Source organism: Micromonospora sp. IBHARD003, from assembly GCF_056106285.1.
Window position 1 is genome coordinate 7,813,866 of the sequence record NZ_JBWBBX010000001.1, and the last position, 14,869, is coordinate 7,828,734.

General features: G+C 68.9%; 13 protein-coding genes. 8 read left to right on the top strand and 5 right to left on the bottom strand.

Annotated elements, in window-relative coordinates:
- Positions 1 to 7: 7 nt before the first annotated feature.
- From ACTWOL_RS34000 to ACTWOL_RS34010, 3 genes are all read left to right on the top strand, one after another.
- The gene (locus ACTWOL_RS34000) at positions 8 to 811 is read left to right on the top strand and encodes an ABC transporter ATP-binding protein (protein WP_474301311.1); all 804 of its coding nucleotides are present in this window, start codon (positions 8 to 10) and stop codon (positions 809 to 811) included.
- Between the two features lie 100 nt (positions 812 to 911).
- The gene (locus ACTWOL_RS34005; RefSeq protein WP_474300732.1) at positions 912 to 2,186 is read left to right on the top strand and encodes a hypothetical protein; all 1,275 of its coding nucleotides are present in this window, start codon (positions 912 to 914) and stop codon (positions 2,184 to 2,186) included.
- Positions 2,183 to 2,758, top strand: coding sequence for a hypothetical protein (locus ACTWOL_RS34010; protein WP_474300733.1), 576 nt, complete (start codon positions 2,183 to 2,185; stop codon positions 2,756 to 2,758). The genes ACTWOL_RS34005 and ACTWOL_RS34010 overlap by 4 nt, the downstream gene beginning before the upstream one ends.
- Before the next feature lie 85 nt (positions 2,759 to 2,843).
- Here ACTWOL_RS34010 and ACTWOL_RS34015 read toward each other — a convergent pair whose 3' ends face one another.
- On the bottom strand, positions 2,844 to 3,212 hold the full coding sequence (locus ACTWOL_RS34015) for a low affinity iron permease family protein (protein WP_474300734.1): 369 nt from the start codon (positions 3,210 to 3,212) through the stop codon (positions 2,844 to 2,846).
- Between the two features lie 362 nt (positions 3,213 to 3,574).
- Here ACTWOL_RS34015 and ACTWOL_RS34020 point away from each other — a divergent pair, with 362 nt between their 5' ends.
- From ACTWOL_RS34020 to ACTWOL_RS34035, 4 genes are all read left to right on the top strand, one after another.
- Positions 3,575 to 5,719, top strand: a complete 2,145-nt coding sequence (locus ACTWOL_RS34020) for a SpoIIE family protein phosphatase (RefSeq protein ID WP_474300735.1) — start codon at positions 3,575 to 3,577, stop codon at positions 5,717 to 5,719.
- A gap of 254 nt (positions 5,720 to 5,973) precedes the next feature.
- The gene (ctaD, locus tag ACTWOL_RS34025; RefSeq protein WP_474301312.1) at positions 5,974 to 7,695 is read left to right on the top strand and encodes an aa3-type cytochrome oxidase subunit I; all 1,722 of its coding nucleotides are present in this window, start codon (positions 5,974 to 5,976) and stop codon (positions 7,693 to 7,695) included.
- A complete protein-coding gene (locus ACTWOL_RS34030; RefSeq protein WP_474300736.1) occupies positions 7,692 to 8,033 on the top strand; it encodes a hypothetical protein in 342 nt (113 codons plus the stop codon). Before ctaD ends, ACTWOL_RS34030 begins: the two co-directional genes overlap by 4 nt.
- Positions 8,034 to 8,248: 215 nt before the next feature.
- Positions 8,249 to 9,187 (top strand): hypothetical protein, encoded by a 939-nt coding sequence (locus tag ACTWOL_RS34035; protein ID WP_474300737.1) that lies wholly within the window; start codon positions 8,249 to 8,251, stop codon positions 9,185 to 9,187.
- Between the two features lie 200 nt (positions 9,188 to 9,387).
- Here ACTWOL_RS34035 and ACTWOL_RS34040 read toward each other — a convergent pair whose 3' ends face one another.
- Together ACTWOL_RS34040 and ACTWOL_RS34045 are read right to left on the bottom strand one after the other, a co-directional pair.
- Entirely contained in the window at positions 9,388 to 9,969 is a 582-nt protein-coding gene (locus ACTWOL_RS34040; protein ID WP_474300738.1) for an AAA family ATPase, read from the bottom strand.
- A 204-nt stretch (positions 9,970 to 10,173) separates the two neighbouring features.
- Positions 10,174 to 10,863 carry a helix-turn-helix transcriptional regulator gene (locus ACTWOL_RS34045; protein ID WP_474300739.1) on the bottom strand — a complete coding sequence of 230 codons (690 nt, stop codon included), beginning with the start codon at positions 10,861 to 10,863 and terminating at the stop codon, positions 10,174 to 10,176.
- A 101-nt stretch (positions 10,864 to 10,964) separates the two neighbouring features.
- On the opposite strand from ACTWOL_RS34045, the gene ACTWOL_RS34050 reads away from it, so the two are divergent.
- Positions 10,965 to 11,402 (top strand): DoxX family membrane protein, encoded by a 438-nt coding sequence (locus tag ACTWOL_RS34050; RefSeq protein ID WP_474300740.1) that lies wholly within the window; start codon positions 10,965 to 10,967, stop codon positions 11,400 to 11,402.
- 91 nt (positions 11,403 to 11,493) lie between these two features.
- Here the strand turns inward: ACTWOL_RS34050 and ACTWOL_RS34055 are convergent, their stop codons facing one another.
- Both ACTWOL_RS34055 and ACTWOL_RS34060 read right to left on the bottom strand, forming a co-directional pair.
- Positions 11,494 to 12,939, bottom strand: a complete 1,446-nt coding sequence (locus tag ACTWOL_RS34055) for a sensor histidine kinase (protein ID WP_474300741.1) — start codon at positions 12,937 to 12,939, stop codon at positions 11,494 to 11,496.
- Complete coding sequence (locus ACTWOL_RS34060; RefSeq protein ID WP_474300742.1) at positions 12,936 to 14,594, bottom strand: NAD(P)/FAD-dependent oxidoreductase; 1,659 nt, start codon at positions 14,592 to 14,594, stop codon at positions 12,936 to 12,938. The genes ACTWOL_RS34055 and ACTWOL_RS34060 overlap by 4 nt, the downstream gene beginning before the upstream one ends.
- Positions 14,595 to 14,869 lie beyond the last annotated feature (275 nt).

Here is a 14,869-nt window from a genome sequence, read left to right on the forward strand (position 1 = left end):
CCACATGATGCGCGCGGTGAGCGCGGCCGACATCGCACCGACGACCTACGCCTGGCAGATCCAGGCCACCGGGTTGAAGGTCAGGGTCGGCAGGAAGCGGATGGCCGTCGACGGGCTCGACCTGTCGCTCGGTACCGGCGTACACGGTCTGCTCGGCCCCAACGGGGCGGGAAAGACCACCCTCATCCGGGCAATGGCCACCGTGCTGCCCCCTACCGAGGGCACACTTGCGCTCCTCGGGGAGACACCGGGCGGCATGGGCGCACATCGTGCGCTGCGCCGGCGGATCGGCTACCTGCCCCAGGAGTTCGGCTACTACAGGCGTTTCACCGTGCGCGAGTTCGTCGAGTACATGGCCTGGCTGAAGGAAGTACCCAAGGCCGACATCCCCGCGGCCGTCCAGCGTGCCGTGGAGCGAGTCGGCCTTGCGGACCGTGCCGACGAGCGGATGAAAGCCCTCTCGGGAGGCATGGTGCGACGCGTAGGCATCGCGCAGGCCATCGTCAACGACCCGTCGATCCTGCTGCTGGACGAACCGACGGTCGGACTCGACCCGGCGCAGCGGCTGCGCTTTCGGGAACTGCTGCAGGAGCTGGGCCAGGACACGTGCGTCGTCGTCTCCACGCATCTGGTGGAGGATGTGGCTGCCGCCTGCACCGACGTGGTGCTCTTCGCCGAAGGCCGGCTGGTGTTCCAGGGCACCCCGGACGATTTGGCTGCGGCGGGCACCCCCGAGCACGTCGGCGACAGCCCGCTGGAACGGGGATACTCCGCGCTGCTTGACTCCGAGCAGGGAAGGGGCGCCTGGTGAACACGCGTGTCCTGCGGATCGAACTGAAGCGTTCCGTCGCACCCTGGGCCGGTATCGCCATCCTGGCGATCGCACTGGCGTACTGTATCTGATCCCCGGCATGTGGTGGAACGGCACCGCCCGGTGGACGGCCCAGTGGACGTCCATGGCCATGTGGACCCGTTCCCTGCTGGTCGTCCTGTGGCCGCTCGCCGTGGGCCTCGGGGCGCTCCAGGGGTTGCGTGACCGTCGCTCGAAGATGGCCGAACTGCTGACCAGCACACCGCGGCCGGCCCCGCACCGCGCGGTCCATCTGGCCGGCGCCACAGCGCTCACACTGTCGGTGGCCTTCGCGCTTCTGGTCCTCCTCCCCTCCGTCCAGGTGCTCTCCGAAGCGGAGTACACGCACTTCGGATGGCTGCCGATCTCTCTGGTGGCGGTTCTGGCCCTCGTCGCGGGAGCCATGCTGGGCATGGGTGCAGGTCGAGTCCTTCCCTCCGCACTCACTCCGCCCGTGCTGGCCGTGGGTGCCTTCGTGGCGACCAACCTGCTGCGAGCGTTCGAGAACACGGCGGTGCCGGAGCCCATGGTGCCGAACCGCCTGTCCTTGTTGTCACCGGCGGTGGCGCAGGTGCGGGAGGCGCTTTTCACACTCGCCCCGTCCGTCCACATCGGACAGACGTTCTGGCTCCTCGGCATGGCCGCGACGGGCTTCGTGTTGCTGGTCTCCGCGTCCCCCCGGGGCCGCCTGCTCGCCCTGGCACCCCTGTTGGCGGGCTCGGCGATCGCGCTGCTCGTCCTCCCGGCGGAACCGCGTCGTACGTATGTCGTCGACGAGGCCGCCGCCACGATGGTGTGTGACGGCCCGGTGTGCGTGACGACGATGCACCAGGCACGGCTCGCCGACCTCGTCGGCCCCGGAAAGAAGGCGCTCAGCCTGCTGAGGGGAACCCTGGGCGGCGAGGCACCGGTCTCCATCCGGGAGGCTGCCACCATCCAGGACGCTGACGCCGCGCCGGAACGCTCCCGCAAAGCGGTGATCATCGACTTCGACGACGCGATGATCGCCGACGCGAAGGGCGAGGACCTGACCCGGGCCCTGCTCGGCCAGGGTCTGGCGCCGAACTGCGCTCCCCGCACCGTCAGCCAGAGCGGCACGGCATACGAACTCGCCGCGCAGAGCATCGCCGCGGGCTGGATCCTCGGGGACTTCAAGACGCTCGGCGGCACAGCCCACCCGTCGAAGGACGTGCACGAGACCGCCGACCCGTTGTGGAAGAAGCTCAAGGCACTGCCGCCGGCCAAGCAGCGCTCGCAGATCAACGAGATGCACGCCGCCTCCCTCTCCTGCAAGCCCGACCTGTTCCCCGGCCTCTCCGGCGGTGAGGCCCAGTGAGATGGCTGACGCTGTACGCACGCTCACGGCAGGTGCCCGCCTCGCTCGCCACGGTGCTGATCAGTGCGTTGGTGGTGTGGGCGTTCGCCCGGGACGCCGGCGCGGCCTCGGGTGATCCGCAGATGCCCCTGCTCGCCCTGGTCGCGGGTGTGACGGCGGCGTCGATCGGGCTCGGCGGGCAGGATGTCGCGCTGGACCGCACGGCCGCAATCCGCTGGGTGCCGCGCAGGGCGGCGCACGTGCTGCTGATCGGCGTGTGCGTCGGTGGGGCGCTGCTGGTGGCGCAGGGCGTGGGCGAGGGCTTCGCCCCCACCGCGTTCCTCGTCCGTGACAGCGCGGGACTGATGGGGCTCACCGCCCTCGGTGCGGCGGTGTGCGGTGCACAGTACGCGTGGACGCTGCCGATCGCGTGGCTGTCGTTCTCCCTCTTCGCCCCGCCTCCGACGACCGTTGCGCTGGAGGTTGCCGGCTGGATGATGCTGCCGCCCGGCACCACCGCCGCCACCTGGACGGCTCTGGTCCTCGCTGTCGTCGGTACCGCGGCCTACGCTGTCGCGGGACCGAAGCGGTAGTCGGTCGTGTGGCCCACCCGAGCGCCGCCCACCCGGAGCCGGAGCCGGTGTGCGTCATGGCGGAGCCGCACCGCCACGGCGCGGGTTACGTTTCCTCCTCCAGCCGGATCGCCGCCTCCAGATCCTCGTGCGCCTCACCGGGCTCGCCTTCGCTCGCCTCGAGCATGGCGGCGGCGATCGCATCCAGCTTGCGCTGGATGGCACGTTCGGCCCGAAGCTCCGAATTCTTCAGCAGTGCCAGCAGCAGCAGCGTCACCGAGGTCATGCAGCTCCCTGCGAGCACCTGCCACTCCAGGCCGAGGCCGGCGACGTGCACGGCGACGGACCCGGCCACCAAGGCCAGGCACAGCCCGAAGAACACCGGTGAGCTGGTGAAACGAGACGCCACCTCCGCCAGCCGTTCGAAGGTGCCGCGTGTGTCACCACCGCGGTCCGCGGGATGCCGAATCACCATTCGTCCACCGCCTTCCTCACCCGGCAGCGATCCTGCTCGTCCGCGCCGTGCCGTGGGCGGTCTTGCCCGCACGGCCTCCGTTCTGGGCAGATACGTGAGCGCAACTACCCTGAACCCGCCGGTTCACCCGTCCGGCCGTCGCCGCGCCAGGCCCGCAGGCCCAGCGGCTTCTTCCGGGCCCGGATACGAGGGGCCGACGCCTTGCCGGTCCAGCTCCCGTCGGCCCGACGGAGGCTGTGGGCGTATTGTCCGGTTATGGGTGATATTCGGGTTGGTTGCCGCAGTGTGCCGACGCCCGTACCGACGCGATGGCTCCGGGGGTGTCGCCGGTCGGTGCACCGGCGGAAGGCCGGGTGACCCGTATGGCCCAGACCTCCGGCTCCTCGGTGGCCGGGTCCGGCTCCGAGCCGGAAGGGCTCGACGCCGTCCTGGCCGAGGTCGTACACAGGAGCAGCGCCTCGGTCGGCATGGCGTATGTACTGCCACCGGGGGAGCGGATGCTGCGGCTCGCGGTCGTCTCGGGCGTCGTGCCCAGGCTCACCGCTCCCTGGACCCGCGTTTCCCTGGACGCCTCGATCCCCCTGGCCGACGCGATCCGGGAGAACCGTCTGGTGTGGCTTTCCAGCCAGGAAGAGGTGGCGCGCCGCTATCCGGGGCTCGGAATCGTCCTCCCTTACGACTTCATGCTGGCTGCCGCCCCCTTCACCTGCGACAGCCGGGTGTGGGGCGGGCTCGTGCTGCTGTGGCCGACCTGGCACCCGGTCGCGCTCAGCCCGCGGGAGCGTGAGGTCATCGCCAGGGGCTGCCGCCGTGCCGCGGCGTATCTGCAGCAGGCGGCCGATGGTGGCGAGCCGCTGCACACCGGGGACGAGCCACATGTACTGCTCCCACGACGCACCCACGAGCCCGGCCCGGACGAGGCCATGGCCGCACTCGACTTCGCCCAGCGCATCCCCGTCGGGTGCTGCGCCCTCGACATGGACGGACGGATCACCTTCATCAACACCGCGGGGGCCGACCTGGTCGGCGCGGGAGCGGCGACACTGCGCGGCGCCCGGCCCTGGGAGGCGCTGCTGTGGATGAACGAACCCGTCTTCGAAGACCACTACCGTGCGGCCGTGGTCAGCCGGCGGCCCACGTCCTTCACCGCACTGCGCCCGCCGGACCAGTGGCTGGGCTTCCAGCTCTACCCGGACGACCGCGGCATCAGTGTCCAGATCACCCCCCTCACCAGCGATCCGACCCAGGCGACCCCACTGCCGGGACCCCTGCCGCCCGCCACCGAGCCCGGTGGGGCGAGCGCGCTGTACCACCTGATGCACCTGGCAGCGGCCCTGACGGAAACCGCCGGTGTCAACGACATCGTCGAGGCCGTCGCCGATCAGCTCGTTCCCGGCTTCGGCCCCCGCGGCCTGGCACTGATGACGGTGGAGGAGGGCAGGCTGCGGATCATCGGTCAACGCGGCTACAGCAGCGAGTTCATGAGCCGCTTCGACGGCATGCCCCTGACCGCCGGCACCCCCAACGTGCACACCCTGAACACCGGCGTCGCCGAGTTCTTCGGCTCCTTCGACGACCTCGAACGCGCCTACCCCGGTGCCCCCCGCTACGGCGAACGGGACGCCTGGGCCTTCCTCCCCCTCATCGCCTCCGGCCGCCCCGTGGGCTCGCTCGTCCTCTCGTACGACCAGGCCCGTCCTTTCCCGCCCAGGGAACGAGCCGTACTGACCTCACTGGCCGGATTGATCGCCCAGTCCCTGGACCGGGCCCGCCTCTACGACTCCGCACACCAACTCGCCCGCACCCTGCAGACCGGCCTGCTCCCTCACCGCCTTCCCCGCATCCCCGGACTGGACGTGGCCGCCCGCTATCTGCCCGCAGGCCACGGCGTGGAGATCGGCGGCGACTTCTACGACCTCATCCGGTGCGGCCCCACGGCTGCCGCCGCCGCGATCGGCGACGTTCAGGGCCACAACATCCAGGCCGCCGCTCTCATGGGGCAGGTCCGCACCGCCGTGCACACGCACGCCGTCGCGGGAACACCCCCTGCGGACGTCCTCGCCAGTACGAACGGACTTCTCACCGACCTCGAGCCCGGCCTGTTCACCAGTTGCCTCTACGCCCACCTCGACCTCGACCGTCACCGGGGCCTGGTTTCCAGCGCCGGCCACCCCCCACCGTTGCTCCTGCACCCCGACGGCCGCGTCGAGATCGTCGAACTGCTCCCCGGCCTCCTCCTCGGCATCGATCCGGACGCCCAATACCCCACGACAGAGATCCCCATGCCCCCCGGCGCGGTGCTCGTCCTCTACACCGACGGACTCGTCGAGACCCCCGGCACCGACATCGACACCGCCCTCGCCGCTCTCGCCACCTGCCTCACACAGGGACGGCACCGGACCACCGACGAACTCGCCGAGCTCCTCATCGAGCATGCGATGTCCACCACCCCGCGCACGGACGACATCGCCCTGCTCCTCATCCGCCGGACCTCGGCGCAGCCGTAGGCCGGGACGACCCCACCTGTCGGCCCGGTGCCGGTCGTCGGCTCGCCGGGGATGACACCGGCACCGGAGCCAGGCGCCGCCCGCCCCGAATACGCCGAGTGGCCCAGATCGTGCCTCCCATCAGGTGACTTGAGGGTGCGGGGCGGGGGGTCGCACGTCCCCGTGCGGGAGAAAGGCATCGTAAGTGTGCGCTGACCCGGTGAACCGGCCGGGGATCGGCGCTGAGGCTGAGTACGCCAGGAGCCCGCGTGGCCATGCATCCCGAGACCTCATCCAGCACCTTGGCTGACGACTCGTACGAGAACGAGGTCCCGCCCCGGCGCAGGCTGCCCGGCAATGTGGTGGTGACGTGGCTGACCACCACCGACCACAAGACCATCGGCACGCTGTACATCACCACGTCGTTCGCCTTCTTCTGCGTCGGCGGCCTTCTGGCGATGTTCATGCGCGCCGAACTGGCGCGTCCCGGTATGCAGATCATGTCGAGCGAGCAGTTCAATCAGGCGTTCACGATGCACGGCCTGATCATGCTGCTGATGTTCGCGACGCCGCTGTTCGCCGGATTCGCGAACTGGATCATGCCGCTGCAGATCGGTGCCCCCGATGTGGCGTTCCCGCGGCTGAACATGTTCGCCTACTGGCTCTACGTCTTCGGTTCGCTGATCGCGCTGGCCGCGTTCCTCACTCCGAACGGCGCACCGGACTTCGGCTGGTTCATGTATCCGCCGCTGTCGGACGCCCAGCACACGCCCAACGTGGGCGCGGATATGGTGATCATGGGGCTGGCGTTCTCCGGCTTCGGAACCATCCTCGGCTCGGTCAACTTCATCACCACGATCATCTGCATGCGCGCTCCGGGCATGACGATGTTCCGGATGTCGATCTTCTGCTGGACCGTCCTGCTGACCGGTGTGCTGGTCCTGCTCGCCTTCCCGGTGCTGGCCGCCGCGCTCCTCGCCCTGGAGGCGGACCGCAAGTTCGGCGCCCAGATCTACAACCCGGCCAACGGTGGCGCCCTGCTCTGGCAGCACCTCTTCTGGTTCTTCGGCCATCCCGAGGTGTACATCATCGCCCTGCCGTTCTTCGGCATCATCTCCGAAGTCGTCCCGGTCTTCAGCCGCAAGCCGATGTTCGGTTACATCGGCCTGGTGGCTGCCACGATCGCGATCGCCGGTCTGTCCGTGACCGTGTGGGCCCACCACATGTTCGTCACCGGCGCGGTGCTACTGCCGTTCTTCTCGTTCATGACGTTCCTGATCGCGGTGCCGACCGGTGTGAAGTTCTTCAACTGGATCGGCACCATGTGGAGAGGCTCGCTGTCCTTCGAGACACCGATGCTCTGGGCCACCGGATTCCTGGTGACGTTCCTCTTCGGCGGCCTGACCGGGATCATCCTGGCCTCGCCCCCGATGGACTTCCATGTCTCCGACTCGTACTTCGTCGTCGCGCACTTCCACTATGTCGTCTTCGGGACGGTCGTCTTCGCGATGTTCGCCGGATTCCACTTCTGGTGGCCGAAGTTCACGGGCAAGATGCTGGACGAGCGGCTCGGCAAGATCTGTTTCTGGACCCTGTTCATCGGCTTCCAGGGCACCTTCCTGGTCCAGCACTGGCTCGGTGCCGAGGGCATGCCGCGCCGATACGCGGACTACCTCGCCGCCGACGGCTTCACGATGCTGAACACGATCTCCACGATCAGCTCGTTCCTGCTGGGCCTGTCGATCCTGCCGTTCCTGTACAACGTCTGGAAGACCTCGCGGTACGGCAAGAAGATCGAGGTCGACGACCCGTGGGGCTACGGCCGTTCGCTGGAGTGGGCGACGTCCTGCCCGCCGCCGCGTCACAACTTCCTCACCCTGCCCCGGATCCGCTCCGAATCCCCGGCGTTCGACATGCACCATCCCGAACTCGCCGAGCTCCAGTACGACGGTGCGCGTGAGCGGCGGCTGAGCGGACCGGGGCGGGACCTGAGGTGAGCCGTCCGTCTCCCAACGACGGAGTCGAACGGGGTCTGCACCAGCTCGACGGCTACCTCTACTGGCAGGCCGAACTCACCGCAGCACGCAGGGAAGCCATCGCCTTCTGCGAGAAGCTGCCCTGGCTCACCACCGGCGAGCGCCGCGAGCTCGAAGAGCAGTACGCACATGCCCGCGTTGAGATGTCCAAGGCGGTCACCCGCCGCATCGCGGACCGGTGCACCGAACTCCGCGCGGAGTACGAGGCGCGCTACCAGAATCTGCGCCGACGCACCGTTGCCCTCACCCTCGCCGGCGGATGCGTCCTCCTCACGGTATGCGAGCTGCTACGCCGGTGAACGCCGTTTCGGGACAGCCCTGAGCGGAGGGCCGGCATGGTACGGGGCTGCAACGAATGCCCCAGCGGCGCATTGGCCTCGGCCGCAATACGCGAGGCTGAGCATGGGCGGTTCACGCAAGGCCCGCGCCGCGTGATCGGAGACCAGAGCCCGCCCAGCCCCCGTCACCGGATTGTGAAATCCTCTGGAGAAGGGGTTGGTGTGCGGAGGGTCGAGTGGATCTGGAAGCTGTCACCGACGAGTTGTACGGCGTGCCGCCGGGTGAGTTCACTGCCGCCCGGGACGAGCAGGCCAAGGCAGCCCGCGCCGCTGGGGACCGGAAGCTGGCCGAGCAGATCCGCCGGCTGCGGCGCCCTACTCTGGCGGCCTGGGCGAGCAACCTGCTGGTACGTGAGCACCAAGAGGACGTCGAGCGGCTTCTTCAGCTGGGACAGGCACTGCGGCAGGCCCACCGGGATCTGGACGGGACGCAGCTGCGGGCACTGTCGGCCCAGCAGCGCCGGCTCACCGGGGCCCTGGCTCGGCAAGCCGGGCAACTGGCTGCCCGCGCCGGACAGAGCATCAGTGCGGACGCCCAGCAAGAGGTCGCACAAACTCTGCAAGCAGTGCTGGCCGACCCGGAGGCCGGCTATGAATGGGCACGCGGCAGGCTGACCAGGCCTCTGACCGGCCCCACCGGATTCACCGGCATCATGGGTGCCACCGACACCGCCACTGCCCCACCAAAGGCACCGTCCCTGCCGCAGCGCACATCGAAAAGCACCGGCGGCCGGGTCGGGGACCTGGACGCCGCACGCGCCCGCCGCCGGAAACGGCAGGAAGCGGAACGCCTGGAGCGCTTGGCTCGCGCCCAGCAGGAGGCTCGGGACGCCGAACGTGAACTGCTGCGCCTGGAGGAAGCCCGTGCCATGGCCCAGGGGAAAGCGGACCGTGTCCAGGACGAGCTCAAGGAAGTGCAGCAGCACCTCGCGGAGCTGAAGCGGCAGGTGACCCGGACTGAAGGCGAACACCGGAAAGCCGGGGATGCGGCCCGAGAGGCCGGCGAGCGTCTGCAGGACGCCGACCGGGCAGTGTCGGCGGCCCGAAAACGGGCCGCCGACACGACAGCCGCCGCCGAGCAGCTCGCCGACCAGACCCCTCCCGGAGATGATTGATTGCCCGCACGCACAGGCGGCACTCCGTCACCGCTCGTTGGGACGCCCGGCGCGTCCTGATGACATCACCGGACCAGGAAGGGGAGCGCTGTGAGTGAGCACGCCGAGCGCGAGTGGCGACGGTCATCCCGGGTCGGCGAGTATTCCCGGATTCCACCGTACTCCCGGGAAGCGCTGGCCTTTCCGCCAGAACTTTCCGGTCACAGCCCTTGGTCCCCGACAAGGAAACGGTCTGCCCTTAGGCCCGCGGAAATCTCGGCAACGGTCTGTTCCACGGACTGAACGCTCGAATCGACCACACAGCTTTCGAGCGTTCCGATGTCCTCAAACGCGCCGTACAGGCCGGTGATCGGCCCGACTTCCTTCAGTTGCCGCCCCTCGCGTTGGGTGGCTCGCGAGAGCACCACGTCCAGGCTCGGTCGAAGGACGACGTAGGACAGGCCGAGGCCACGCTCGTGGCATGCGATGCGGAACGATTCCAGCATCCAGGGCCCCAGGATGCCGTTGAGGACGACGGCATAGCCGCCCCGCGCATACGCGCATGCAGCGTCGGTCATGACGTTCTGGACGACCTCGTTCTGGAGCGCGGCTTCCGGAAGATAGGGCGGAATGAAGCCGGAGCGAATCCATACGTAAAAGGTGTCGGTATGTATGTGGACAGTTCGCTTTTCGGCGATCGAAGCCATTTTCTCTGCCACGGTGGATTTCCCGGACCCGGGTGGTCCGCTGATCAGTAGAAGTCTGCCGGACTGTGAAGTGTCGTTCCCTGCTTGGACCAACAATCGACCGCTCCTCGTTTGGCTGGAAATTCCGGGGTGGAGCTTGGACGGAGGAGATGTGATAAATCCAAGCGTCGGAATGAAGAAATTCCGTCAAGCAAACCGTAGAGTGAGCTGCGTCACGTTCCGTCACTGGGAGATCGTGGTCATCCGGGACTCGGTGAGACAGGACAGCCCTTGGATGCCCTGGTGGCTTATTGGTGGTGCCTACGGGGCCGTGTGCGGGGACACGGCCGGTTCCAGGCGGACGCAGCAGCGACCAGGGCTGGGCGCCAGCTGCGCTTGGAGTCCGCTTTCGTCGAGCGCTTCCAGCACGCCACGGAGCAGGTGGAGGTTCATGCCGCACACCGTCTGGGTGTGTTCGCGGGCAAGGGCGTGGAAGGGGCAGTTGCCCAGAACGATGGCGTCGCCGTCACGGCAGGGCTCGAATCCGTTGCGCTCCAGCAGGTCGAACACGGTCGCGCGGTTCTGGCCGGCCAACTGTGTGCCGAGGTCGTGGGCCTTGCGGTGCAGGACGGTGCGGACCGGCTCGCCCGTGGTCTCGGACTCCTCCAGTGCCTGGGCGAGGAGCCGTCCGACGAGTTCGTAGTTCCGTTCCGGGAGGTTGACGGTGACCTGTTTGGCGGAGCGCCTGTAGAGCTTGGCGGGTCTGCCCGCGCCCGGTCCTGTCCGGCCGCTGCGCCGTTCGTAGACGACGTCGAGCAGTGATTCGTCGGCCAGGCGGTCGAGGTGGAAGGCCGCTGTTTGCCGTGCCAGACCCAGGGCGGCCGCGGCTTCGTCGCGGCTGACCGGCTCGGGCCGGCGTACGACGTGGTCATAGAGCCTCCTGCGGGTCGGCTCGTCGAGAGCGGCGACGGCGGAGACGTCGGGGTGGGGTGCTTCCTTCGGATGGTCCACGCACACCAGTGTAAAACCCATGGCCATTGACTAAAGAAGGGTTCCGCGCTTCTATCGTTAGTGACAGTTGTCTTTAGAAGCTGGACGGAAGGAAGGACGTCATGTCGTCCGCAACTACAACCGGTGCCCTCGCCACTTCTGGGCGGGCCGCGCTCAGCGACCCCGGCTACCAGGCATTCCTCATCCTGCGCATCGGATTCACCGTGGCGCCGATCCTGTTCGGGCTGGACAAGTTCACCAACCTCCTCGTCGACTGGCCCACCTACCTCGCGCCCTGGATCAACGATCTGGTTCCGGGCAGCGCCCAGGCGGCCATGTACGCAGTCGGTGTCATCGAGATCGTGGCCGGTCTCGTCGTGGCGCTCGCTCCACGCTTCGGAGGCTGGCTGGTGGCCGGATGGCTCGCCGGCATCATCGTCAACCTGCTGACCATCCCGGGCTACTACGACATCGCTCTGCGCGACTTCGGACTGCTGCTCGGCGCAGTGGCCCTGGCCCGGCTCGCCCAGCGTTACCACGGCGAGCGGTCGCCGCGCTGAAGCCGGAGCGGTCACAGAAGGCGCCGGCAGGTGGGTGAGCGCCGGGCGCTCACCCACCTCACAGCCGGGAGGTCGCCCATGCCCTGGCTGCTCAGAGCGCCTCGTCCGAGGGCCGGACCAGCGGGAGGCAGACCCGGAACCGGGTGTCGCCGGGACGCGAGTCCACGCGGATGTCACCGCCGTGTTTGTTGACCACGATGCGGTACGAGATGTCGAGCCCGAGGCCCGTCCCCTGGCCGACCGGCTTCGTCGAGAAGAACGGTTCGAAGATGCGGGGCCGGATGTCGGGGTCGACACCGACTCCCGTGTCCCGCACCTCGACATACACATGGTCGTCCTCGTGCCAGGTGGCGAGGGTGAGGGTGCCGTCGCCGTCCATCGCGGCGAGGGCGTTGTCGACGAGGTTCGTCCACACCTGGTTGAGTTCCGCGCCGTACGCGGGGACAAGGGGCAGCTCCTCGGCGTACTCCTTCACCACCCGCACCTCCGCGGGGATCTTGGCCTTCAGCATCACCAGGGTGGCGTCGAGGAGTTCATGCACGTCCACGGGCTGCTGGGCGGTGCGGTCGAGCTGGGAGTACTGCCGGGCCGCGTCGACCAGTCCGGAGATACGGCGCACCGCGTCCCCGATCTCGCCCATCAGCATCTCCGTGTCGACGGTGTAGTTCAGCCAACCCACCGCCGCGCGGCGGTTGTCGTCGGAGAGCTCCGCGGTGGCTTCGGCGAGCCAGGCGGCGTCGATACCGCCGGAGGCGAAAGTGGGGGCGATGTCCCAGGCGTTCTCCATCCCCGACTCCTCGAGCCAGTCGCCGAGTTCGTCCTCCGCGTCGGCCGCCTCGATCGCCGTCAGCTGGGGGGCGTTGCGGGCGCGCTCGACCGCCGCGTTCTGCATCTCCACCAGCTCGTGGAGGCGTCTGCCGTCCACGCGGCCGTCCGCGATGAGCGCCAGTTTGTTCCGCATGTGAGCCACCCGGTCGCGCAGGGTGTCGGTGGCGCGGACCGCTGCGGCGGCGGGATTGTTGAGCTCATGGGTCAGGCCGGCGGTCAGTGAGCCCAGGGCGACGAGCCGCTCGCGTTCCCCCACGATGATGTCGCTGGCGCGGAGCCCGAAGAACAGGCCCTCGAGCAGATGCAGCGCCATTGGGAACCACGTGCGAATGGCGGTGGCGAATTCGGTCGCGGGCAGCACGAAGAGTTCTAGGTCCGTCACGGCGCGCATCGTCATGGGATAGACCTGGTCGACCCGGTCGCCGAGGTAGGCCTGGGTGGCGCCGCCGTACGCGCCCCGCTGGTCACTACGGCCGAGTTCGATGTCGTCGCCGTGGAGCTGGCGGCTGAGCGCGACCGTTCCGGAGAGCAGAACGAAGAAGCAGGTCGCGTCCTCGCCCTGGGTGTACACCGGCGTGCGGGCCTGGCGCACCTCCACGCGTCCGCGCTCGGCCAGCCAGGCCAGCTGGTCGTCTTCGAGTGCCTCGAAGAGGAACAGGGTGCGCAGTTCGTCCGGGGTGAGCGCCTCCCGTGACACCGAGGCTGTCATTGTCCCTCCAGGTAGCGGTGCACGAGGGTGACGGCCATGGCCCCTTCGCCCACCGCCGAGGCCACCCGCTTCACCGACTCGGATCGGACGTCCCCCGCGGCGAACACCCCGGGCACACTGGTCTCGAGGTGGTACGGGGCGCGGGTCAGCGGCCAGCGGGGCGAGCGCCCGCCCGCCTCGGGCAGATCCGGGCCGGTCAGCACGAAGCCGCGGTCGTCGCGGGCCACCAGCCCGTCCAGCCACTGCGTCTGTGGTTCGGCTCCTATGAACACGAACAGCCAGGTGGCGCCGACTTCGGTGAGGGTCCCGGTGCGGTTGTCCCGCAGAGTCAGCCGCTCCAGATGGCCCTCCCCGTCGCCGGCGGTCACCTCGGTGGACGGGTGGATCTCGATGTTGGGCAGGGCCTCGATCTGCTGGATCAGATAGGCCGACATGGAGCGGGCGAGGTCCGGGCCCCTCAGCAGTACGTGGACGTGCTCGGCGAAGCGCGAGAAGTAGACCGCGGCCTGCCCTGCGGAGTTGGCCCCTCCGACGATGTACACGTCGTCGCCGCGGCACGCCGCCGCCTCGAACGAAGCCGAGCCGTAGAAGACACCGGCGCCGCAGAAGGCGTCGAGCTGGGCACCCGCGAGACGCCGGTAGGTGACACCCGTCGCGAGGACGACGCTGTGCGCGCCGATCGAGGTGCCGTCGGCGAACCGAAGAACGCGCCCGGATCCCGCGGCCTCCAGGGCGACCACCTCGGTGGCGCTGAGGATCTCGGCGCCGAAGCGGGCCGCCTGCCGCCGTGCCCGGTCGGTGAGCTGCGCGCCGGAGACCCCGTCGGGGAAACCCAGATAGTTCTCGATCCGGCTGCTCTGCCCCGCCTGACCGCCCGTCGCGCTGCGCTCGACGAGCACGGTCCGCAGGCCCTCGGACGCGGCGTACACGGCCGCGCCCAGACCGGCCGGGCCTGCGCCGATGACGACGACGTCGTAGAAGTCGGCCGTGGGGCTCGTGCGCAGTCCGACGTGCGCGGCGAGTTCCGCCTCGGAGGGGGCGTGCAGGACCTTGCCCTCGGCGGTGACGACGAGGGGAACGTCCGCTGCGGTGAGCCCTGCCGCATCGAGCAGCTGCGCGCCCTCGGGTTCATCGGCGGCCAGCCACCGGTACGGGACGAGGTTGCGCGCGAGGAACTCCCGTACGAGGAAGGAGGGGGCGGACCAGCGGTGGCCGACGACCCTCGTCTCGGGGGCCTCCGGGTCCGATGCGGCACCCCACACATCGACGAGGGCGTCGAGCACGGGGTAGAGGTTCTCCTCCGGCGGGCTCCACGGTTTGAGCAGGTAGTGGTCGAGATCGACGACGTTGATCGCGTCGATGGCCGCTCCCGTGTCCGCGTACGCGGTCAGCAGGACGCGCCGTGCCCGGGGGAAGAGGTCCATGGCGGCTTCCAGGAACTGCACGCCGTTCATGGTGGGCATACGGTAGTCCGCGATCATGACGGCCACCGCCTCGCCCCGCAGCTTGACCTCGCGCAGAGCTTCGAGGGCCTCGTCTCCCGAGACGGCGCGCAGCACACGGAAGCGGTCGCCGAAGTGGCGCCGCAGATCGCGGGCGATGGCCCGGGACACTCCTGGATCGTCGTCGACGGTCAGGATCGTCGCCTTCGCCATCTCTTCATGATGCGCCGGTGGCGGTGCTCACGCCTGCCGGGAGGAAGCGCTGGTCAGCGAGCCGGAGGGGAATGGGGGAAACGCGGCTGGTGTCTTCGAGACGGCCGTCTGCTTCGAGGCGGATCTCGTCAGACGGCGTGCGAGTCCACGGTCGGCTCGTCAGGGGTACCGTGGAGGACATCCAGCCTCGCGTGTTCAGCGGCGGGTGCGTGACGATCGGTGGGTTGTCGTGTCGACGTCAAGTCATTCGGTGTTCGGTGCTCCCTGCTGGGTCA